A 22,877-nucleotide genomic window follows, 5' to 3' on the forward strand; every position below is an offset into this window, starting at 1 on the left:
AGACAGTCAGAGTCGATTGCGCGGAAACCGTGTCATCCCATCGCGCGCCGACTCCGCGAATTCCAGCGTATGTACCCGTCGACGTGCGTTCCACGAGATATGAGATATCGTTGGTGATGTCGGCCTGCGAAACGTAAAGCCGTTGAAGGCTTGAAAACGGTGTTCCAGCTGCATAAGCTCGATATGCCTCGATGACCAACGATGTGTTTAATTGCCGACGTGCCCTGACAAGATGATCCGGGATCAGGGATGGACCGTCGGAATTGAGAAGGCGGACTGTGTCCTTGTGGTCACGCAGCCCAAACAGGCCCTGAAAGCGGCCAACCACAGTGCCAGGCTTGAGTCACTACTTGGTAATAGTGAGACAAGCAATGTTGTTGCATTAGTACCAGTGTCATTTGAGGATGCACACATAACTGATAGATATCCGTATATCTCCTGGTTTTATCGCAGAAGATCTGGATCTTCTGCCAATCCTGAGACGTCACCATGAGTATGCTTCTGCAATTTCTCACGCACGGAATACTTATGCCAGAGGCGTGCAGAGTTGGCTCGGTCGAGAATAACGATTCTGGCTACGTTACTCAGTAACGAATAGCATTTTCCGTCGTGCTCTCAAGAGGTTCGATGCTTTGGCAAGGACGTGCGGCGGGGAAGTGCAACGCAGGTGTTTCGCAATGGCGGTTCATCAAGCAACACATGTGACATAGGATCGGCACGCCGCGCTGTTGCGGAAGTCTGGACTAGCGCGGACAAATCCGGGACTGCTTGACGACCATATCTTCTACTCTGGAGTAGGTAATTAACCAGCAAGAGGAGGTGGCTCGTGGCTCAGTGGCTATTCAGTTCGGTTGGTCGACCGGTGGCGTTCGTCTCTGGCGAACATGTGTTTTCGGACTCAGGGGAATTTCTCGGTCGGCTCTATGGGGATGAGGTGTGGCACGACACGTATAAAGGCGAGATTCAACGGGATAACCGGATATTCTTTGGTGTGTCGAAGGCTGGCGGCGTCCGGAATGCGGCTAGTGTTCCGGTCCGACCAGGCATTCCTGCAGCCCCCGTACGTCCTCACCCGGTTGAACTTCCTGGTGGCTATCGCGACATCTGACGCGTAGACGTCTTGCAATTGAGGCTGCGAGTATTCAGGCAGACAAAAATAACTTGGCTACTCGTTGCTCGCTACGCCTCAGAGTTAACGTTCAAAGACAGCTCGATATACAACGATTCTCGGTTACCAGCCCTGCGTGATTACGCGCGTGGCGTGCGGCACTTCCTTGCGGCGATCCGTGAGTGAACCTCAATGTTTTCGTAGCCAACCACTGAAAAATGCCCTCTGCACTATCGCTTCCTGCATGAATGTTTCGTGCGCTAGCGCACAGCGAACACAACGCATCGCTGTACTCTCGTAAAAGCGGTGTCAAATATTCAACTTCAAACATCGTGCACTTACAGGGCTTAACAAAATGACGTTTTCAGTCGTCTCCAGCAGATGATGCAGCATGCGATTTTCATGAAGGCTTCGTGGATGAATGCAAGACGTTCGAAGCGGATGCGCAGCCGTCGGAAGTTGTGAAGCCAGGAGATGGTGCGCTCGACGACCCAGCGGGTTTTGCCCAGTCCGCTGCCGTGAGGTTCGCCTCGTCGGGCGATTTCAGTGTCGATGCCGGCAGCGTGTAGTGGACGGCGGTATTTGTCGTGATCGTAACCTCGGTCGTCTTGAACGATCCGGGGTTTCGAAAGCGGGCGGCCAGGTTTGCCGGCGATGCGCGGGATGGCGTCAACCAGCGCGTGAAGCTGGGTGACATCGTGGCGGTTGGCGCCAGTGAGGATTACCGCGAGCGGGATGCCTTGTGCTTCTGTGATGAGGTGGTGCTTTGAACCTGGTCGCGCACGGTCGGTGGGATTGGGTCCCGTTTTTGACCCGCACCAACCGCGCGGATCGAGGAGGAGTCGACGACGACGCGCGACCAGTCTATGCGGTCCACTTCGCGTAGCTTTGCAAGAAGCAGTTCGTGCAGTCGGTCCCAGACACCGGCGGCCTGCCAGTCGCGCAGACGGCGCCAGCAGCTCATGCCGCTGCCGCAACCCATCTCGCGCGGCAGCAGGTCCCAGCGCAGGCCAGTCTGCAGGATGAACAGGATGCCGGTGAGCACTGCCCGGTCATCGAGTGGTTTGCGTCCGGGGTAGCGTGAACGGCGTGGTTTGGGTGGGGGCAGCAGGGGTTCAATGAGTGCCCACAGCTCATCATCGAGTATCGGCTTGGCCATGTCCTTTCCGTTACCGAAACAATGATGAAGTTAACATCAATCGCTGCGAGTTAACAGCCCCTGCATCATTTTGTTAAAGGTTCTTAGAGGCGTTCGGAAAGTGTTGCCAACCTCGTCGCCTGTGTCGTTGGAGCCTACGCAAGCTTTCTCATCAGAGCGCTTGACCAAAAGAGACTACTAGCTCGATGCGACGTATCGAGCGGGTGCTATTCAACTACTTTTTCGGTGAGCAGCCATGCGCTATACGATTGTGTCGATTCTGGCAGCAATCCCGTTGCTGTTTGGTTGCGCCGTTGGCGGTGTGTCACCCAGTGGCAGCGCCTCGTTGCCGTTACAGCGCTGCGATGGTGCAAACACCGTGAATTGCATCATTAATTACGACTCCGGTCGTGTCGAAGAGGTGCGTCCTACAACTGATGTATATCCGCAACTCGGTCTTGCAATGTCTGGTGGCGGTTCCAAGGCAGCTCCGTTTGCAATGGGCGTTCTCAAGCGATTTGTTGATGGCCCGTCTGGTGAACAATGGATTTACAAGACAGACTACCTGTCGTCTGTATCGGGTAGTGGGTACGCGGTGTTCTATATGTATTACAAGGCGTACGAGCTCGCGCAGCACGAGTACCGATATGACCCAGCCTTCCCGGGATTGCAGCGCTTCTTTGTCGACGCTAGACGCATGAACAGCAACAAGGACTGGCCTTACTTTGTCGATCTTCACTCTTTGGATCTCAAGGGTGCGAATGACGTTCAGAGCGTAGCTGAGTCGCAAGATGGCTGCACGCGGCTCTCGGTTCAGAACTATGCTCAGCCAAACGGTCATCCGCCGCCTCCAGGTGTGATTGATCGTCACTACGCGAATTACCAAGGATGGGTCGAATGTTACCAAGACATCCTGATGTCCAAACACTCGGCTATTTCAACCTCTCAACGAGACCGGGGAGAGCTGGGGGGGACCTTCGCGTCAATGGTGACGGAGTCGATCGTTTCGGTCCCATTGCACTACTTCGCGAATCTACTTTTCGACTGGCGTAAGCCATTTTCACCGTCGCAGTACGATTACCTGTTTGGTATTGAGCGAACCTACGCCTACATGCCCGAAGCGGGGACGCAGTTGCCTGTCGGACCACACGATCAGCGGTTCCAGCGGATGGCCAAGGAGCTGACGTTCGCGGATCTCTCCGTAATCTACACCGGCGATGAGGCAGTAACGAAGGCTACGGTAGGTGGCTACCTTCCAAAATGGGTGCTGCAGGCTACGGGTGCGTCGGGAAATATCGGTCTGGATCTTTCTCGAGCACCCTACGATCTGGCGACTGATGTTTTCGAAATCACGTTCGACGAGTTCGGCTCGGGACGCTACGGCTATGTCAGAGGTTCGCCAGAGCTCGTTGGATTGACCGTGCCGCTCGCGGTGCTTGCATCCGCTGCGTTCGCAGACACGGCGCAACGCTCGCTCAAGTATTCACGAGCGGCAGTAAATGCATTGCTACAGGGTCTTAATGTGCGCTGGGGATTCGATATTCCCAACTACAACGAATCAAATGCGAGCCGGGTCAAGCATTCTTTCCTGATCTGGCCGTTCTATTTCCTCGATGATGACGTGACGTCACCTACCGGACCAACTATTCACTTGTCTGATGGTGGGCAGAGCGGAGACAACCTCGGGATGATTTCACTTCTCAGACGGAGCGTTCAGAATATTGTCGTTGTCGCTGGCGAGAATGACTGGCATCGCGACCCGAAAAGTGATGGGTTCGTCTCTCTATCCTCGCTGTGTTCGGTGAATTATTACCTGGTTCAGCATGGCTACACCATGATTTTCGAAGCGGATCCCCGTGATCCGGGAACCGGTCCGACAACACCATTTGACCTGTCAAAACGATGTCAGTGGGATGCAAACCATCGAAGTATATCGATCCCCAACGCGCTTGCGTCGAGCGCAAACCCGACAAAGGACACAACGAACATCACTCCATTTAACTGGCGTCGCCGGGTATGGGTCGCAGACGTGGTGAAGCTGGCTCCAGGTGTGACAGAGAGCCTGACGTTGAATCATGTCGGCCCTGCCGTCGAATATACGCCCAAAGGGCTGGATACAGTAAAGGTCTACTATCTGATGTCAGCGCTTGACCAGAAAGCATGGATCAAGGTGGCCCGAGAATGGTATCAAGCGGCGCCGGAGGGCGTTTCGCGCCCTGTCAGAGTGTGCCGAGGCGCTGTCAAGGGTGAAAGCGACGGTTTAACCTATTCGTGTGGCCTGGTTGAGTATATTCACAATACTATGATCTCATCTGTTCCAGAAGGTGAAGATAGGATGTCTCCCGAGGAGCGAATCGCTGCGGAGGACGGTGGTAAATGGGTGTTCCCACAAAACAGCACGGCGTTCACGACGTACAGCAATAGCATCTATTTGTTCCGCGCTTACCGGGATTTGGGTTGGCTCTATGCAAATGAATTGCCAGACGTCTCGGACCGCATGGCAACCCTGCTCAAGCGCGAGCCGAATCAGCGGCCACCTGGTCTGGACGGCATCTACAGCCCACAAGCCATGGAGTCATCTGCGCGATAAATAGTCAACCGTTGAACGCAGGGCACATGGGCGCATCGCGCATGTCAGGAATCAGAGAGTCCGATCTTGCATGGAAAACTGACCAATGGAGTAACGCTAATCCGATAGCGCTACACACAATAGTAGTCGAGGATTGCGCCGGCTCAATCGAAACCCGACTCACCGCCGGCTCGGATGACGATTGGATGTTGCAACCGCAATACATGCTAGTTAAGGACAAATTCTATGTCTGGCGATCCTCGCACCGAGCATCTGTCTTATCGTCACAAATTAGCGTTCGAGATCTTCGAGGGGCTGCTGTGGCCGGCGGCGGCTGGCAACGTGCTCTGGTCGCTCATAGCCCTGACCACTCTAGAACCTAAACCGTTAACATATCCGATGGTAACTCGAGCATCCGTCCTTCTTCTCCTCGGAGCCTATCTTTGTCTTGAGTGGATACGAAACTATCGCAGCTTGCCGAAGCCAATCACCTGGCGGTTTTGGGTATTCGATCTACTTCATCTTTTGGCCGTAGCCTGGACGGCAATTGTCACCTCTGACGGCTCTGATCTTCTTGTCGTTGCTCTCGTTGCCTACTTTATTATTACCGGTACCGGTCATCTCTCTGGCGCGTACAAATACGCCCAGGGCACAAGGACAGAAACTGTTGGGCTTGCTTTGATCAATTATCTGGGCGTAGCTATCATCTACGCTGGCTACCTGACAGGACACGATTATCGAGCGTCAATGCAATGGACGCTTCCTCTCAGCTTGCTGATTGTCATCGTTCTGTGGCTAGGATGGCGCTGGAGACAACTCTGTGAGCTTCTCGGGTTCGCTGTGTAAATGAAGTAGTGATGCTCGACATTGAACAGGTTCACGGAATATCACAGCCTATGCTTAACGGTGGCGGTTCGAATCGCCGATACTCGAGTGTGAATGGTCGGATGGTCTCAAACCCTTGTAATATCTTAAGCGGAATCCCGTCTTCCTTTAAGTAGGTGCGTATGTGAGAGAGCGTGATACCACTACCTGCCATGGGGGGCAGGGTATTGCTCAGTGGCGCAAACAGGCTGTCCCAATGCGTTACAACAACGACAGACGGCTTAACGCAGCCGACCGTATTTTCGTAGTATCGGCGATGGAACGTCTCACCTCGAAACCCGACACCGCCGATCGGCAGAAATATGGCGTCCGCATGAACGTTGCGTAACGCTCCTTTCAGGTAATTAGCTGAGCCTTTGACCAGCATTGTGTTCGTCCCGTGCGCGATGAGAATGTCGAATGAGCCACCTTCGACATACTGGGACTCTCTAGCTGGCTGGTTTAGTGGCAACGCGACATTTTCGCCAAGGTCATCGTTGACGAACGGAATTGGTGGCGAGTGTTTTGACAGATAAATACGCACACGAAACGTGCCGATAGAAATCCAGCTGTCGCGATTAAAGCGTACGAGCCGGTCTTCGTGCAGTGGCCAACCCCTGCCGATGTTTAACGTACTTTCTGAGCCATACAGTACTGCGCCGGTTTTTTCCGCAATGAACGCGACATCGAGCGCGTGGTCGTAATGCGAATGTGTCACGAAGATTGCGTCTATCTTTGTCGCGCCTATGTCGGTCAGGATGCGACTAACGAGCGCTTTGTTTGTCTCGATTGGGCCGCTAATTACTTCAGGCAGCGGTGGTCGCGTGAGAAAACCGTCGATCAGAATGCGAGTCGTACCATCTTCGATGAGAAGTGTGGTCGTACCAAGAAACGTTACCTTGACTTCTCCTGGTTGCGATGATTCATCAGTTGCAGACACATGTTCTTCAGGCTGCACGTTGAGTGAGGAGCAGGCGCAAAGAAATGTTGTCGCTAAAACCGTGACGAGGAGTCTTGACCAGTTGTGCATGAGTCTGCTCCTAGGTGCAAGCTCAGATCAGTGGCAACCTGGACTACGGTTGCAGGGGCAAAGCGCCCTGACGTCACCGAAAAGACGCTGAGACATGCCATTAGCTGGACCGAACCGTGTGCACAGCCCGCAACATAGCGTAGATCGTGAAAACTGCGTTGTTGCTTTCTAGTTGACGTACGGTTTTGGTTGAACGCGACGAAAAATAGCCTATTGGCGATTGGAGCAGGAGTCAGGGATGAATGCATGTACGCTAACACACACGGTCAGTCGTATTTGACTTGCCGCAGGCGCAGGATTTCTGCTTAAAAATATGAAATTGAGCACCTCCCTGATTTGCGTCGCGATGGCATTTAAGTCGGAATTTCATCGAAATAACCAGTCCTACCTGGAGACTGATATGCACGATTTCCCATCTCCCTTCTGGTGGCTCTCGGCACTAGAGCAGCGAATTGCATGCGCTGTCATGCTTGCGGCAATGTTCGGCTTAATGACATACCTTTCGCACGCGCAAGCGGTATTAACCGGAGTGGTACCGAACGGCGTAGTCGAACTGGAAACACCGCTAACGACGAACAAAGCGGCGGAGATGATCAAAAATCTCAAGGATGCGCACCTGATTGACGAGGCACGTCGTCAGACATACTGGGACTACGCGTTTTTGTTGGTGTATCCAATAGCGCTGTCGCTCGGCTGCGCGATAGCGGCAGGTGCAACAAGTGGAAAGACAGCTATCATCGGGATGTGCATTTCGTGGGGCGTGCTGCTCGCATGTCCGGTCGACGCAGTCGAGAATTTTGCAATTCTGAAGATGCTGGGGGAAAGGACTACCATGCCCTGGCCACTGCTCGCAACGATTTGTGCGTGCATCAAGTTCACATTGGCAGGCGGCGGATTGTTATTCGTTCTCTACGCACTTGTCATCAAAGGATGGGAGTGCATCAAGATCGCGCATTGACAGCGCTGAGGAGATCTCATTTGTCAGCGGTGTGCGAGCGATGTAGGAGATGACGCTGGACGAGTGCTCGTTCCAGGCTTACGAGAATGGATCACACGCCAACGGCAACTTGCAAAGGCTGACGCGTCGGCGGTGATTTTTGCGTTACCAGAAGTGGTCAAGCGGCTTCGACTACCTCTTGAACAACGACTTCCGGGTCACCGTAGATGCGACCGGAGATGCTCAGGTTCGCCGGCGGATGTTCGTGCAACACGACATTGATGATCTTGGGATCGGAGCCGATGGCTCAGGTACGACTTCAGATCTGATTGGCTGCCACGGCTTGAGAGCTAACTAAACAAGGCACCGATTCGTTCCGTCGAGTCTCATTGCTGGAGAACAGCAAGCGAACGACAGATGGACATCAGATATCCGACACTCAGTCGACAGACCTTCGGGCGACCGTAGAGGGTCAGTTCCGCGCGTTCACCGTCGGCCCGGGTTCGGCCAGAAAAGTCACTCGCCCTCTGCGTCGCGCAGGCATCCAGGTCGCAGCTCCGCCCAGCCAACGGCCATTCGATCGCCGAAAGCGTCACTTGCTTCGGCCGTTATTATGGTGAGAAAAGTATCGATCGCGGGTTAAGCGATGTTTTCGGAACCTCTCACTTCTAATCAATGGCAACGAGCGAATTTCGACGCATCCCATCATAGGCGACTGAATTTGATTGTTGTATCAACGCTATGAGCTATTTGACGCTTAAATGTTTGATTGGAGCCCCGTTGTCTCCCTCGCGGATTATTTCTGTGGCGGGAAATTGCCCCTTAAGAGCAGTGATCGACGAATCGTCAAAGTATTTTCGACCCAAATAAAGTAATTTCAGGCTTGGTAGCTGGCTTAGAGCGTTGACATCCTTGACTGGTGTCCCAATTAATTGAAGTTGCGACAAATTCTTTAGTTTTCTTAGCGGAGTAAGGTCGGACACATTTGAATCGGCAAGAGAAAGTCTCTCTAGATGGTTCATGCCGTTTAGTGCGCTGATTTCCTTTATATGACACTCAGCGAGATTAAGGTTTTCTAAATTTTTGAGGCTTTCTAAAGCCTCAATTTTCGTTATCTTTGTCTTCTCAAGATCCAGAGTTCGCAAGCTTGTGAGCGTACTTAAGCCCTGTATATCTTGAATCTCAGTAAAGCCTAGGTCGAGCATCTCAAGGTGCTTCAAACCGGTCATAATTCCAATTTTGCTGAGTGGCGTCCGCCTCAACCTCAATACGCGTAGATTTGGCATATTTTTTAGTGTGCTAATGCTCGTAACCTTGGTGTTTGTCAGGTCTAAAACTTCAAGATAGGTTAGTCCACTTAGTGCCTCGATCTTGTCAACGGGAGCATCTTTAAGTTCTAGCTCGCGTACCCTAAGTCGCTCAAAGCTCGGCGCATAAAGCGATAAATTAAGACTTGAATCTAAAGACGAATATTTATCTAAGCGAGCGGCATCGCTGGCAAATCGTTCCCAAGCGAAACAGCGTCCGTCGTATTGATGGTCAAGCAGGCACGGAGTATTAATAAAACCTCCTTCGCCTAGCACCAATCGGTCGTGACTGTCTTGCCATCCGCGAAAAAGCGCTGGTAATGTTAATATCGACCCGAACCAAAGAATCAGCCCGCAGCTTATAACCCAGGGTCTCACGCGATTCCAAGTCGAAACGTGCATACCAACGAGAATGCGGTCGTAGAGACTTGCGATAAAATCATGTGCCACTTCCCACGTGCCCTGCATATTGTTCAGTTCACGAACGATTCCTTTGCTTGCAAGTTGCAACAGATAGCCGCGCACCTGATTATCGTTGAGGCTGGTGCTGTTGGCGATTTCGCTTTCTGTTATGGGATATTTTGTACCATTGCTGGTAATCATGCACCGAAGAATTCGTGGAGCCACCGTCCGTAGATTCGGCTCCAGAAGCAGGGAGCGTAAATAGGAGCGGAGCAGCGTTCCACGCCGAAATTCCTTGGGAAGAACTTCGAAGCTGCGCAGTACAAGTCCGAAAAGGTTGACTGTTATAGGTCTTATTAGGCCCGGTGTCTGCTCTACTTCACGAGCCTCATCGCGAATCTCGTTTTCACGATCTTTATTGATTTTTAGACCCGATGCGCGAAGAAAAGCCATTGCGTCGCGCTCAAAAAATGGCGGCACTTCTTTAGTGCCATTTTGACATTCAGGCAATCTCAAAGTCGCTAATAAGGGACGATAATCGCTGCGGAGAACCATCAACACCTGCACATTATTTATCGGTCTCTCTGCCAATGCGCGCAAAAGTCTGGTAAATGCTCCCCGCTGTGCTTCTTCGGTGAGAATTAAAAATTCCTCGAACTGGTCGAGTATTAAAAGCAATTTTTTGGGCGCAACTTGACGCGCCGCTTTCATCATTAATTCATCAAGAGTATGAACCTCGTTCGTCGGAGGTTGTTTCCATATCAAGCCCGGAACGGTCAGCGCGGTAATGATCGCGGATATCGGGTCATCGACGATCCTGACGCTAATTACACAGAGCGGCACATGCTCCTCCGCAAGTTTAGGCAGAACCCAAGCCGCCAAAATCGAGCTCTTTCCAGATCCGGATACGCCGCAAAGATAGAGGAGTGGTGCAGGATTGTCCCTCAACCACCGATAAACAGCCTCGTGAAAGTTATCCGCTCTATGAAAGGTCGCACCCAATTCATAAGAGGTGAGGCGGAAGTATTCGGGGTATTTGAGGACGCCGGCAATTCCCCACTTCGCGGCGGCGTTTTTGTGGTGCTGTTCAAGCCACACCGGAACCATCCAGAGGGAGATCAGTGCGGCGGGGATTATTGAGGCAATCAGCCCGATCGGCCAAGGTAGTCCCCACGCGATCGTCAGTTTTGCGACAACAGCAGGGATGCCAGCAAACGCAACAAGAAGCGCAATATAGAGTTTAGTCGCCTTATAGACAGCCTGCAGGGTCGAGAGGAAGGTTCGTTTCTTTGCTCGCGGGGCCGTCTTATTCATCTTCGGGCCGCCAGACGGTGGATGATTCGCAGGCATATAGCGCTCCCGCATCCTGCCTCAGGGTTCGTGAAATTGGGCGCACTCTTGGAAAGGCAATCACGCGCGCACTATCTACATTAGCAGTCGGCGCCGTGAGCGTCGATGGCGCGAGATTTCGAGCGACCAATGCTAATGGTATCAAGGACGTCAGCTAGGCGCGATATAGCCTTCACATCTTTCATAGATGACCATTCGCTCAGCTTCGAGTCGATGACTCGTTCGGGGATGAGACGGCCGACGGCCATCAGCGGCCTGACGGTCGCGCTCCTACGAAGACGATCGTACGTCCGCTATGGTGTCGAGGCCGTGTGACAACGCAAAAATAATCGGTTTTTGGATGCCGCGTTACCCTTCCCGAGTCGCCACCAGGCCGATATGCGGCGATCCGAAGGGTCGTGTCCGATTCGTCCTATCGCGTGCCTGGCGGCGGAGTGGATCGATCGGGACTAGGACTTGTCGATCGTTGGGATGATCGCTCGGCGTATCGGCGCACATGTCGAACTCGGGAACGCAGCGTCGCGCGGGCTCATGGCACTCGTGAAGTTCTGACGTTTTTGAATACATGGACAGCGCAACATTGCGCGTCACTGGTCGCCGTCCAGAAGAAAATATACTTTTTTGTGTGTGCTTTCCAACATCATTTTACGTTCGTGACTTTACTGTCTGCCGCGCGTCGCCTTTCATGTTCTTCACGGCTCTAAATAAACGACAAATACTCGATCAGGGCCGAGACATGGTGTTTGGAAAAGTGAACGTGATAGTTCGTATTCGGATGCGCTGGACAGTAATGCCGGCGAGCGAAGATTCACCACCAATCGGCTCGAGGACGGCGGGTAGCTCGGAAACGCCGAGTTTTTTTGGCGCTCCCATGAAAGCAACTCTCCACCAGAGAACTAACTTGGGGTGATGGATGTGCGGAAGGCCGCGCGCTAGTACATCGCGACGAGGACACATCAATACCTCTTGCGAGGGCAAGCCAAATGAAATCCAAAGAATATGCACTAAGCTTCGAAAAGGTCCAAGAGGAGGAGAAGGCGGAGATCCTGAAGTCCAGGCAGCGCAGCGGACTCGAAAAGCCGGCCGATGAGAACCTTTGGCGCCCGCGTGGGTTGGCGTTTTCGGGTGGCGGAATCAGGAGCGCGACGTTCTGTCTCGGCGTGCTGCAGGCGATTTGCGTGAAGAAGCAACTGAACAGCTACGACTATCTATCGACCGTGTCTGGTGGCGGCTACATCGGTGCGTTTCTCACGACCTGGATTCAGCGCAAGGATGGCGACATTGCGAAAGTCGAAGCGGCGCTGGCGCGGTCCGCACCGACCTCCGACAAGAGCAATGCGGCTGTCGACATGCAGGAACTCGACTGGCTGCGCCGCTATAGCAACTACTTGACGCCACGTGCTGGGCTTCTGTCATTGGACACGATCACGCTCATCGCGGCGTGGCTGAGAAATGTCGCGCTCAACTGGATCCTGATCGTTTCGTTCTGGTGGCTTGTGCTTTTGGCGCCGCGCGTCGTCGTCGTGAGCGATAACCAGCTGCGTCAGCTCGTCAGTCCCTTGCTTCTCAAAGGCGTGACAGGGCTGAGCCTTTGGATCATCGTCGCGGCGGCCGTGCAACTGCAGATTCAGTCCTGGGATCCGGTCAGCCGTGACCGCAAGCAAACGCCATTCCTGGTTCGGAACAGCGATACGCTCGCCAATTTGACGCTGGTGATTCCGATTGCACTCTGGGCGCTCGTCATGATGTTGTGGCTGCACGATCAACCCGCGCTCGTTTCGTGGACATGGGAGAACCGATCGACTATTGAGAAATTCGTCGTCGTCGCGTTGGTTGCGATTTTGTTGACCGAGATGCTCGGGTCGTTACTCAAAGCGCAACGCGCGCGGGACTCGCATCCGGACGCTGCAAGACGGGTGCTGGACTATCTGATCAACGCGACACGCCCCTGTCTCGTCATGTTGCTCTCGTCGGTTTGCGCGCTGACGGTCGGTTTCTGCTTGCTCCTCTGGCTGCAATCGACCTTTTCGATGGATGATTCCAGACAAGCGCTCATCTCGATGTACACCTTCCTGCCGCCGAGCTTGATAGGCGTGTTTTGCTTGATGGGCGTAGTCTTCGTCGGGCTGGCCGGGTCGTTATATCGCGACCGCACGAGAGAGTGGTGGAGCCGGCTTACTGCGCGGTTGCTGGTCGTCGCGCTGCCGTGGCTGGGCGCGTTTTTGTTCGCCTTTTATGTGCCGCCGCTCGTCCGATGGGCTTTGCTCAATGCGCCGTACTGGCTGTCGCTGGTGAGTCTGGGCTGGGTCGTCACGACGCTGCTCGGCGCCACATCCAAAAGCGCGGAGCGTCTGAACACTACCAATCGCGAACGTTACGGGGCGGCGCTCAATGTCGCGGCCGGCGTCGGCGTCATTCTCATTTGCGCTTTGCTGGCGTGGATCCTCGATGCGCTTTTGCCACCCTTGTCGCAGCACAGCCTCATCTTCGATGACCCGATCCGCAACTTCACGCATGGCCATCTCCCGGACTGGTCGGATCTCGCCGCGTCAGCTAGCGCGCGGCTCCAGTTCCTCGAGGGCATGGGCGCAACGGTGTACGGACACCATATTCCGTTCATTGCTGAACCGGTGATCGTGCTGTCGGTGATCTTTCTCGTATTCGGCCTGCGCATCGAGATCAACCGCTTTTCGTTGCAGGAGGTGTACAGGAATCGACTCACGCGCTGTTATCTTGGCGCGAGCAACGAAAAGCGCATGCGCAATCCGTTCACTGGGTTCGATCTCGGAGACGACATGCCGCTCAAGAATCTGAAGTGCGAGGACGACACGATCGTTCGGCCGTTCCACCTGTTCAACACCGCCATGAATATCGCGCAGGGCAAGAATCTGGCGTGGCAGGAGCGCAAGGCCGCTTCGTTTGTCCTAACGCCGCTGCACGTGGGATACCGGCTTTCCAGTGTGCAGGGCGATTGTACTGACCGGATGGGTGGCAAGGAAACTCACTTTGGTTTCCGTCCGATTGCTGAGTTCGCGCGCGGCGCGGACAATGAAGAGGAAGGCATCTCCGTGGGCGGCGCTGTTGCGACATCGGGCGCTGCGCTCAGTCCGGAGATGGGTTACCACACCAAGCCGACTTTGTCGTTCCTGCTGACGCTGTTCAACCTTCGGCTCGGCAGATGGTGCCCGAACCCATCGAAGGAAGACTCGTGGAAATCGCGTCGAAGCGGCTTCGCACCCTGGCGGCTGCTTCAGGAACTGGCCGGCCGCACGAACGAGTACAACCAATACATCTGCCTGTCCGACGGCGGCCATTTCGAAAATCTCGGAATCTACGAACTGATTCGTCGTCAGTGCGAGTTCATCCTTGCCGTCGACGCCACGGCCGACGGTTCACGAGCGTTCGAGGATTTGGGCAACGCGGTGCGTAAATGCAGGATCGATTTCGGGGTGGAGATCAACTTTGATCTCAATCCACTGAGAGGGCAGTCGCCTGAGAACTTACCTCAGGTGACCTACGTCGTGGGTAACATCCGCTATCCGGACGGGCAGCACGGACGAATCGTGCTGATCAAGGCATCGATGTGCCGACCGCCCAGGGAGCCTGCCGATGTCCAGTCCTATGCGACGCGGTTCACGGGTTTTCCGCATCAGTCGACTGCTGATCAGTTCTTTGACGAGAGCCAGTTCGAGAGTTACAGAAAGCTCGGCTATCTCGCAGGATGCGCTGCAAGCACCGCTTGCAAGCATCTAAGCCCACACCGATCCGCGCAAGCTGGGTAAGACGAGAGTGCTGTTGAGGAACGTTAGAGTACTACGAACATCAGTGCCTGAAGCAGGTGACATGAACTCTCGCCACAGTTTTATATCCGACCCAGAAGGTCCGTTTTGCGGTGTCCCGCAATTGTCCGGGGGTGAAACTGCAGAATCTCTGCAACCGGCCACAAACAGCCGTTTGGGAATTCGGGAGGCCTGCCATTGGAAAGGCTGCTTTATTTCCAGAAGCTGACTGACGTGCTACGCGCACAATTCGGCCATTGCTGACGTTGGAGTTTCGACCACTGTGAGGCAGCTGATAGGCGCTTTGCCGCCGTCCGCGCCATCGTAGCCTCGAAAGTCAGGTGCCGATGCAAGTGAACGAGTACTCGCGACCCACTGCGGCCGCTCGTCCCTGCGCCGTCTCAACGACAGCTTAAGAATTGCAAAACGGTCGTTGCGCCACACGCCGCCCGGTTGGACGTAACTGGAGGAAGCCGATTCGTGTTCGTCGTCTCTAGGCTACATGATCCATCCGGGTGTTGGCAGGCAAAGTGCCTTGCATACAGCGGTCCGGCTATTGTGAACCGAATGCTTTTTCGAGAGCAACAGCATATGCCGCGAGCAATCTGGCTCGCGAGCGAAGGACGCTCCTCTCCGTCTCATCAAGTTCGCCGAGCGCTGGCGCAAGCCGCTCAACCAGAACCTCTATAGGCGGAGGATCCGGTGAATGTAGTTTCGAGTAGACCTTGCTGAAAGCCGCGACCGTCAATAGGTCGATTTCGAATAACTCCATGCCGATGCTTAACATTTCACTAGCTCCTTTCTCTTTCTGAAAGTTGGTGTTCCTGGATGGAGTTGACGGCATGCGGCCCAACGCGTTTCCGGCCACCGCATACCGCACTCAATTCACTGTTTGAATCCGACGAGAATCCCTTGGGTTGCCAAGCCACCGCCAATTGCAAGTTGCGGCAACGCTGTGACGAAATACGTATGTGCTTTACCAACTGAAACAGAGGCCACGAGACCGTCCAGCCCGGCACCAGTCGGAAATGCGTTGACCGAGACTGGGGTTCCTGTTCCATCGCCGTCAGGGTTTAAAAAGTCATCTTTCGGCGGTACGGGAGTCGATTCGGGCGCCTCCGTGATCGTAGTACCCTCTGGCGAGGTCGTTGTGGTAGTGCCATCGGTCGTGGTCGTGGTCGTTGTGGTGCGGTCAGGCGTGGTGGTAGTCGTGGTCTGATCTGGCGCTGTGGTCGTGACAGTACCGTCGAGCGCGTTATCGGTCGTCGTGCCGTCGAGAGTTGTTGTTGTGACGGTGCCATCGAGTGCGACCACGGATGTTGTCCCGTCACCCGCAACGGTCGTCACTTCGCCGGTTTTTTGGTCACGGGTCGTGATTGTCCCATTTGTGAAACTTCCCGCCCCATATCCATGGCGCAGAAACGATTCATCAACTCAAGTGTGAGGCGCTGTCCGGAGACGCAGGGGCAAATCCAATGATCTCGACGCGAAAGAATTCGCAGATGCGAAATAGCAGCTCGTTGCCAAAGCGCGGCAACTGGTCTTGCATGACCAGCCCCGAAGGGGCGACACGTCCTCAAAGGATTTGATGCAGCAATCGCTGCAAACCTCTCGTGCGGTAATTCAATCTGGTTCCGAGGTCTGAAATGACTTCGAGCCCATCAAAACCGCTCTCGACGCAATGCTTCTCCAGTCGCAAAGCCTGCGTCTTTCGCTGTTCTGCCTGGTCGTGTGAGCAAACACGGACGTAGCAGATCGTTTTGCCGGTTGAAGCAGGCTCAGCTCCGGTCCCGGTCCGCACGGCATCGCGCTGGTCGCACCGGTGCCCGCCGATAGTCCTGCAAGCTGACATCAATAGTCCCTGCCGATGCCAACGTCGCAATGTGCCCACCGCTATGCCCAGTTCAGCCGCAAATCGCGAAGGCGATGTTGGTGGTATGCGTCATTAAAGTCCAGAGAAAACCATTGCTTAAAAACGAAAGCAATAGAAGTCTGTTCTCTGTGTTTACGACGACTATTGATTAATCGTTGAAAACAAACTGCTTGTTATTAAAGCCTCCGTGAATACCATTGGACGTCAACTTCATGTGCGGGACCGCACATATCTCAATAGGTTGAAGCGCAGATTCAATCATTGGAGTCTAATCTCCTATCGCCAGGTTATGGTGCGTAAGGTAATTGACTATCAAATGAAACGTGCCAAGTGAGCTGAAGTAGCCTTCGGCAAAAACCGTGTGACGCGTATTAACGAAGCGAGTGGATATAAAAGCGCGGGATGGACAAGCCTGATGTCCTGCGAGCACACACGTCCGAGATCAATAGATATTGAACTTCATCTAAAGAGGGCCAAAATGGATCCAATTCTCGACCAGACATTGTCATGGAAAAATGCGCACGCAGCGGTCTCGCCACAATCTGCGGCTGAGCTCGCAATGTTGAATGATCTGCAAGGAAATATTCTTAAAGGACACGGACGGACCTACACAAGCAACCTGTTTGTTGCATTCGACAAAACTAAAGCGCAAGCAGCGCGTCAATTTGTAGCGAGTGTAGGGGATGACGTGAATGCGGCGTTGGATCAGTTATTGGATGCAGAAGCGTTCAGGAAATCGGGGGTTAGCGGAGGAACGTTCATCGCGTTTATGCTGACAGCGAAAGGCTACGATGCGCTCGGATGTACGAATGCAAAACCTGTCGATGAAGCGTTCGAAAAAGGAATGAAAGCGAGAGACTTGGGAGATTCAAAGTTCACCGAGTGGGAGAGTCACTTTGCCGCTGAAATCCACGCGATGATACTCATCGGGTCAGCGAACGAAGGAACGCGAAACACTGAACGCGACAAGATGGCTGCTCGCATTAATGCGACGGCCGGCGCTGCCACCCTTTTGAATCCGGGATTTGGGGAAGACGGTCACGTGATGAAAAACGATGACGATCACGGCATCGAGCACTTTGGCTACGTAGATGGCATCAGCCAGCCACTCGCGCTTCAGGAAGACATTGACGAGGCGAGGAAGAATGCCGGAGGAACATTTATCTGGGATCCGACAATCAAGTTGAGCCAGCTTCTAGTCCCTTGTCCAGGCGGAAAACTCAACGTCAGTTTTGGCAGCTTCTTTGTTTTTCGGAAACTTGAGCAGGATGTTCGTGGCTTCAAGACCCACGAGAAAAATGTATCAGATTCTCTGACCAAGAAACATAAACCGTCCCGAGACGTAGATGTGGGTGCAAGCGTGATTGGGCGATTCGAAAATGGTGTTCCGTTTGCGTTGACGCCGGATGAAAAAGGTCTTGCCGTCGACCCACCGAACAACAACTTCGATTTCGCCAATGATCCTAACGGACTGAAGTGCCCGTTTGCTGGACACATCCGGAAGTCGAATCCTCGTTCAGACGTCGACAAATCGAAATCACATTTGATGGCGCGTCGCGGTATCCCGTACGGGGCGCGGTCTGACAATCCGAATGACGAGCAGCTTGACAACAAGCCGACGGGTGGCGTTGGCCTGCTCTTTATGGCTTATCAAAGCGACATTGCAAAACAGTTCGAGTTTGCACAGCAGAAGTGGGTCAACAATCCAGACTTTAGCGAACCGGGTACCGGTCGTGACGGTGTAATCGGACAGCCCAAGGGTCCGTCCGGTCAACGATGGACAGTCGAATGGGGAGAAAAACTTAGCGATGGGGGAGAAGACGAGCAGTTCTCAGGTTTCGTGACTCTCAAGGGCGGTGAATATTTCTTCGCGCCGTCGATCACTTTCCTGAAGTCGCTGAAGTAGCGCGGTGAAACGGTTTAATGGTGCCAGCAACAATCGTCGATCGTTGACGGCTGAATCTCAGCATCAATGGTTGCTGGCATCGCGACCCGCAAAGCGTAGCGTACCGAACGGGGTACCTCGTAATCATCGCATGGTGCAGTGCCTTGCATTGCCGGGCCTCAACTCGATCGCTGGTCACCTTTTGGAGGGATCAACTCGCCGTACTGGCCAACATTGGTGTAGCGCAGCCTTTCTTCGTTCAATGTTGTTCCCGTGGATGTCAGGTGCGTCCTGTTCGACACGCTGCCATGTCAGATACTCTGCCACTTTCGTTTGCTGCGAGAGCGCCTTAACCAGGCGTTTCGCGCCTTCAGTTGGGGTCTCGTTAAAAACGTCCTCGGGAGTCATTTCGTTTACGATTTCCTCGATTTTGTCTGAGGGAAGACTGTCCTTCGCTTCATTGTCAGTCATCGTGGTTTCTCCGAAATTTGCAACGAAATGGCGTGGGGACGGACGTAACATTGCTGAGGCCAGATGCCGCGTCCGTGCTACGGGTACCAACTCAAGATTCGCGTGCCAGACTGCTGCGGAAGAAGGGCGAGCGCAAACATCTCATCATCAGCGACGTGACATTCAATCACGACCGTGCGGCGCTCGACGAGGCGCTGGACGCGAATATCGCGCTCACATGGCGGCTGCACTGGGACGGGAAGCACTGGCGCGCATTCGTGTGATTCGATCACGCTGCGGCCCGAAAGGTCACACTCGATGCTCAGCATGGCGCGGTTGGGATCGACTTCAATGTTGATCACCTGGCCGTGACCGAGACGGATCCGTTTGGGAACTGGTCTTACGTTGCTTCGATTTCGTCGTGCTCATCGTGGTGCTGTCGTGGATGAAGACCAGTATTGCGTGTGGTTTTATCCGGGCACGACTTGTATCGTCGCTCGGACGACCGTGTTCGTTCACTCGTGTGACGACGGCCGAGAGGTGTGAGTTTCCGACGATGTATGGCAGGCAATCGTTAGGCGTTTAGTGAATTTCAACGGGTTGCAGAGGTCTGAAAGGTTTGAGTGCGTGGCTCATTCACACTGTAAGCTTGTTTTCAAGATATGGCCCTTTACGTTGGACATTTTGCGGTTTGAGTGATTTGCGTGAAGTGCGATGCCGTGGAGGAGTGTTCTGCACGTATGTTCGATACAGCCATCTTGGCCCCGCCGAACGGGCAGTTCACAACATCGTGAATAGTGTTTGACGTCTTTTTAGGCAGAGGCGCTTGATGCTCACGACTTCGATCAAGTGGGCTCGTGGGGCAGATTCGCTGTAAGCCTTTATACGTCCAGACGGTCGTTTCCATCTTTAATGAATCGTGACAACGATCAACCGGTTCGGGGAAACACGCGATGCGTGAGAAGACAATAGACCTGGTGGGCGTGGACGGCTGCAAGGGCGGCTGGTACGCCGTCAGGCAGCACGCCCGGACGGGCGCGATCGAGACGCGAGTCTGCGCGACGTTTGCCGGGTTGCTTGCGTGGGCGCCGGCGCCCGCCATCGTGGCCGTCGATATGCCGATCGGTCTGTCATCGACGGGCTATCGCGCGTGCGATGCCGAAGCGAGGCAGCGTCTGAAGTGGCCGCGCAGCGCGTCGGTGTTTCAGACGCCTGTGCGTCAGACGCTTGGTGCCAGGGAGTATCGAACGGCGTGCGATCTGAACCGCGAAGCGACGGGCAAAGGAATCTCGCAACAGGCCTTCAACATTCTCGGCAAGATCGCCGAAGTCGATACGTCGTTGCGCGCCAGCAGGAGCGATGCATCGCGTGTGTTCGAGGTGCATCCTGAGCTTGCCTTTATGCAGCTTCAGATCGAGCAAGGCGGCGAGGCGGCCGGGCTCAAGGAGGGCAAAACGTCAGAAGCGGGACACGCGAAAAGAAGAGCCTTGCTTGACCCCGTATTCGGCGCCGTTCTAAAGACCGCGCTTGACGAACGCGTTGCCCGGCACGCGCAGAGAGACGACGTGCTCGATGCCTTTGCGGTGCTGTGGAGCGCGCGCCGCATCGCGGCGGGCAGCGCCGTCATGCTGCCCGACGATGAACCGCGCGACGACGCGCTTCTGCCGATGGTGATCTGCTACTGAGCGAACGTTGCGGCCCGCGCTGTTCCGCAACGTTTCAGCACTCGCGCCAAAAGAATCACTCCGCTCCGCGCACGATGCGCAGATCGCGCTCGACGCCATTTCCCAGCGCGGCCAACGCCTTCTTGTACGCCTCGCTGTCGTAGGCCGCGACGGCCTGCTCGTAGGTCGGGAATTCGATCACGACGGTGCGGTCCTTCAGGCCTTGTTCACGCACTTCCTCGGCGAGACCGCGCACGAGAAACTTGCCACCCGCGGCCGTGATGGCCGGCGCCGCCAATTGTGCGTATGCGGCCAGCGCCGCTGGATCGTTCGTCTTACGGTAAACAGTGACCCAGTATCCCTTGCTCATTTCACGTTTCCTCACGTTTAAGGTTTGGCCATGGCGACGCCAGCCGATCCATCCATCTGTCCGTCCGCGCCGCCGACGCCCACGATTCTCGCTCAAGCGCAGCGAGCGCGCTTGCGCGTATCGCGACGCCCGACAGCCTCAGGACTTTAACGCAGCCGACGCGGCCAGCGTCGCGTGAGGGTCGAAGTCGGTCGGCGGCGCGCCGAGTTCGCGGCGGAACATGTCGCTGAAACTGCTCGGCAGATAGCCGAGTTCGCGCGCGATGGTGCTGACCGCGCGTCCTTCGGCGAGCCCCGATACGGCGACGGCCAGCTGCACCTGCCTGCGCCACTCCGCGAAGCCGATACCCAGCGCCCGCGTGAAGAGCCGCGCGAGTGTGCGCACGCTCGCGCCCACCGACGCCGCATGCTGCTCGAAGCTGATCGCATTCGACGGATTGTCGATCACCGCGCGGCACAGCGCGTCGAGCCGCCGGTCCGAAGCATCAGGCAGTGGAATGCGCAGCGACGAGCGCGGCGCCTGTTCGAGTTCGAGCATGGCGAGCCGGTACGCTGTGCTCAGATAGTCTTCGTCGCGCGTATGCGCCTCTTCATGTTCGGCGATCGACGCAATCAGTTCGCGCAGAAGGCCGTTGATCTCGAACACGTCGCTGCGTGCGCTCAGATGGCCGATGCTGCGTTCGTGGAAATACAGATTGCGCATCTCGACGTCGCTCATCATGTGGATCGAGTGCTCGGTGCCGGCGGGTAGCCATACGGCGCGCTGCGGCGGGACGACGAGCGCCTCGTGCCCGGCTTCGACCCACATCACACCCGACACGGCATACAGCACCTGCGCCCACGTATGCGAATGCGGATCGATGCGCAGCCCGCGCGGATAGTGCCGCGCGAGTGAATGGCCTTTGTCCGCGTCATGCAGGGCGGGTGGAGTTGCTTGTGTCATCGCTCAGTGCGCGTCCTTGCGAGGCTTACGGTCCTTGTCGTCATCGCTTTCGCTCTGGTCGATGAACGGCGAGTCGGTGTCGGTGCCGCCCGAGCGCAGCGCACTGCGTGCTTCTTCGGCGAGTTGCTCGTAGCGCTGGCGAAAGCGCCCGAGATCCTTTTCGTTCAGTTCTTCGAGATCGAGCAGCGCGTTGTGTGCGCCGTCGAGCGCGCGGATCAGTTCGTCGAGCTTGATCTGCATCGCGGCCGTGTCGCGGTTTTGCGTGTTCTGGATCAAAAAGACCATCAGAAAGGTGACGATCGTCGTCGATGTGTTGATCACCAGTTGCCAGGTGTCGCTGAAATGGAACATCGGCCCGCTGATGGCCCACACGACGACGAGCCCCACGGCAATCACGAACGTCGCAGGTTTGCCGGCCATCGTGGAGAGACCCGTCGAGAACTTCGAGAACCAGTTGCTGTTTGTCACTGGGCGCTCCTGTCGTGTGAAGTCCAGCCTTGACGATACCCATTCCCCCGCGCGTGCGCCACCGCACCCGTTGGGCCTCGCAGCCGCGAAAAATCCCGCGACGGATTTTCGCCGCTTGCGCGTTTAACCCTAAAACCTGCCGATTTCAAACCGGCAACCGTTCCAAGGGATAACGCAATGAACATGCAAAAACCGGTCCGCATGCTTGCAGCAGGCGTGGCCGCGCTGAGCGCCTCAGCGGCGTTCGCGCAGGCGGTGATCGTCGCGCCGATGGCACCGCCCGCCGCGCGCGTCGAAGCCGTGCCGCCGCCGCGCGCGGGCTACGCGTGGGATTCCGGCCACTGGCGCTGGGCGGACGGCCGCTATGTGTGGGTGGCGGGGCACTGGCAGACCATGCGTCCGGGCTATCGCTGGGTGCCTGGGCATTGGGTTACGCATGGTCCGAACTGGCGCTGGGTGCCCGCGCACTGGGTGCGCTGAGCGTGGCCACGGGAGACTGAAAGATGAAGAAGCTGATGTTATTGGCCTTGCTTACCGCGACGCTCGCGGGTTGCGTGGTGGTGCCGGCGCACCCTTACTACTACCGGCCGGCCGTCGTCGTATATTGAACGGCCTTGAACAGAGGTTGACAGAGCGCATCGCGGAGTTCGCGGTGTTCCTGTGAAGGTGAAGTCACTCGATCAGAACAACAGGGAGCGACAGCAGTGACGACAGCACATCTCGTCGCGACACATGCCGCGC

The 22,877-nt window shown here is 55.3% G+C and carries 17 protein-coding genes; 8 read left to right on the forward strand and 9 right to left on the reverse strand.

Features of this window, described 5'->3' with window-relative positions:
• Nucleotides 1-826: 826 nt before the first annotated feature.
• The gene (locus BLT65_RS48710) at nucleotides 827-1,108 is read left to right on the forward strand and encodes a hypothetical protein (RefSeq protein WP_425273130.1); all 282 of its coding nucleotides are present in this window, start codon (nucleotides 827-829) and stop codon (nucleotides 1,106-1,108) included.
• Nucleotides 1,109-1,455: 347 nt separating this feature from the next.
• On the opposite strand, the gene BLT65_RS15965 is transcribed toward BLT65_RS48710, so the two are convergent.
• A protein-coding gene (locus BLT65_RS15965) for an IS5 family transposase (RefSeq protein WP_091779023.1) occupies nucleotides 1,456-2,267 on the reverse strand; the annotation gives its coding sequence in 2 pieces (ribosomal slippage) (nucleotides 1,456-1,919 and nucleotides 1,919-2,267; 813 coding nt in all).
• A 235-nt stretch (nucleotides 2,268-2,502) separates the two neighbouring features.
• Here BLT65_RS15965 and BLT65_RS15970 point away from each other — a divergent pair.
• Together BLT65_RS15970 and BLT65_RS15975 are read left to right on the forward strand one after the other, a co-directional pair.
• Nucleotides 2,503-4,836 (forward strand): hypothetical protein, encoded by a 2,334-nt coding sequence (locus BLT65_RS15970; RefSeq protein ID WP_143036521.1) that lies wholly within the window; start codon nucleotides 2,503-2,505, stop codon nucleotides 4,834-4,836.
• 225 nt (nucleotides 4,837-5,061) lie between these two features.
• Nucleotides 5,062-5,661, forward strand: coding sequence for a hypothetical protein (locus BLT65_RS15975; protein ID WP_091779027.1), 600 nt, complete (start codon nucleotides 5,062-5,064; stop codon nucleotides 5,659-5,661).
• Nucleotides 5,662-5,692: 31 nt separating this feature from the next.
• Here the strand turns inward: BLT65_RS15975 and BLT65_RS15980 are convergent, their stop codons facing one another.
• Nucleotides 5,693-6,709: an MBL fold metallo-hydrolase gene (locus BLT65_RS15980; protein WP_091779029.1), complete on the reverse strand. Its 1,017-nt coding sequence runs from the start codon at nucleotides 6,707-6,709 to the stop codon at nucleotides 5,693-5,695.
• A gap of 313 nt (nucleotides 6,710-7,022) precedes the next feature.
• On the opposite strand from BLT65_RS15980, the gene BLT65_RS15985 reads away from it, so the two are divergent.
• Nucleotides 7,023-7,667: a hypothetical protein gene (locus BLT65_RS15985; protein WP_091779031.1), complete on the forward strand. Its 645-nt coding sequence runs from the start codon at nucleotides 7,023-7,025 to the stop codon at nucleotides 7,665-7,667.
• 725 nt (nucleotides 7,668-8,392) lie between these two features.
• Here BLT65_RS15985 and BLT65_RS15990 read toward each other — a convergent pair.
• Nucleotides 8,393-10,705 carry a leucine-rich repeat domain-containing protein gene (locus tag BLT65_RS15990; RefSeq protein ID WP_167306495.1) on the reverse strand — a complete coding sequence of 771 codons (2,313 nt, stop codon included), beginning with the start codon at nucleotides 10,703-10,705 and terminating at the stop codon, nucleotides 8,393-8,395.
• A 983-nt stretch (nucleotides 10,706-11,688) separates the two neighbouring features.
• On the opposite strand from BLT65_RS15990, the gene BLT65_RS15995 reads away from it, so the two are divergent.
• On the forward strand, nucleotides 11,689-14,487 hold the full coding sequence (locus BLT65_RS15995) for a patatin-like phospholipase family protein (protein WP_091779035.1): 2,799 nt from the start codon (nucleotides 11,689-11,691) through the stop codon (nucleotides 14,485-14,487).
• Between the two features lie 882 nt (nucleotides 14,488-15,369).
• Here the strand turns inward: BLT65_RS15995 and BLT65_RS46470 are convergent.
• Entirely contained in the window at nucleotides 15,370-15,798 is a 429-nt protein-coding gene (locus BLT65_RS46470) for a hypothetical protein (protein ID WP_143036523.1), read from the reverse strand.
• Between the two features lie 262 nt (nucleotides 15,799-16,060).
• Complete coding sequence (locus BLT65_RS48715; protein WP_425273131.1) at nucleotides 16,061-16,423, reverse strand: MerR family DNA-binding transcriptional regulator; 363 nt, start codon at nucleotides 16,421-16,423, stop codon at nucleotides 16,061-16,063.
• Nucleotides 16,424-16,835: 412 nt separating this feature from the next.
• On the opposite strand from BLT65_RS48715, the gene BLT65_RS16005 reads away from it, so the two are divergent.
• A complete protein-coding gene (locus tag BLT65_RS16005; RefSeq protein WP_167306496.1) occupies nucleotides 16,836-18,263 on the forward strand; it encodes a Dyp-type peroxidase in 1,428 nt (475 codons plus the stop codon).
• 174 nt (nucleotides 18,264-18,437) lie between these two features.
• On the opposite strand, the gene BLT65_RS16010 is transcribed toward BLT65_RS16005, so the two are convergent.
• Nucleotides 18,438-18,713, reverse strand: coding sequence for a magnesium and cobalt transport protein CorA (locus BLT65_RS16010; protein ID WP_091779040.1), 276 nt, complete (start codon nucleotides 18,711-18,713; stop codon nucleotides 18,438-18,440).
• A gap of 932 nt (nucleotides 18,714-19,645) precedes the next feature.
• Here BLT65_RS16010 and BLT65_RS16020 point away from each other — a divergent pair.
• Nucleotides 19,646-20,377, forward strand: coding sequence for a DUF429 domain-containing protein (locus BLT65_RS16020; RefSeq protein WP_091779042.1), 732 nt, complete (start codon nucleotides 19,646-19,648; stop codon nucleotides 20,375-20,377).
• A gap of 55 nt (nucleotides 20,378-20,432) precedes the next feature.
• Here BLT65_RS16020 and BLT65_RS16025 read toward each other — a convergent pair whose 3' ends face one another.
• From BLT65_RS16025 to BLT65_RS16035, 3 genes are all read right to left on the reverse strand, one after another.
• Nucleotides 20,433-20,726, reverse strand: coding sequence for a DUF1330 domain-containing protein (locus BLT65_RS16025; protein ID WP_091779044.1), 294 nt, complete (start codon nucleotides 20,724-20,726; stop codon nucleotides 20,433-20,435).
• 138 nt (nucleotides 20,727-20,864) lie between these two features.
• A complete protein-coding gene (locus BLT65_RS16030) occupies nucleotides 20,865-21,668 on the reverse strand; it encodes an AraC family transcriptional regulator (RefSeq protein ID WP_091779046.1) in 804 nt (267 codons plus the stop codon).
• 3 nt (nucleotides 21,669-21,671) lie between these two features.
• Nucleotides 21,672-22,136, reverse strand: coding sequence for a low affinity iron permease family protein (locus tag BLT65_RS16035; protein ID WP_042304348.1), 465 nt, complete (start codon nucleotides 22,134-22,136; stop codon nucleotides 21,672-21,674).
• Between the two features lie 177 nt (nucleotides 22,137-22,313).
• On the opposite strand from BLT65_RS16035, the gene BLT65_RS16040 reads away from it, so the two are divergent.
• Nucleotides 22,314-22,616 carry a YXWGXW repeat-containing protein gene (locus BLT65_RS16040; protein WP_091779048.1) on the forward strand — a complete coding sequence of 101 codons (303 nt, stop codon included), beginning with the start codon at nucleotides 22,314-22,316 and terminating at the stop codon, nucleotides 22,614-22,616.
• Nucleotides 22,617-22,877 lie beyond the last annotated feature (261 nt).

This window comes from Paraburkholderia steynii, assembly GCF_900100565.1.
Lineage (GTDB): Bacteria > Pseudomonadota > Gammaproteobacteria > Burkholderiales > Burkholderiaceae > Paraburkholderia > Paraburkholderia terrae.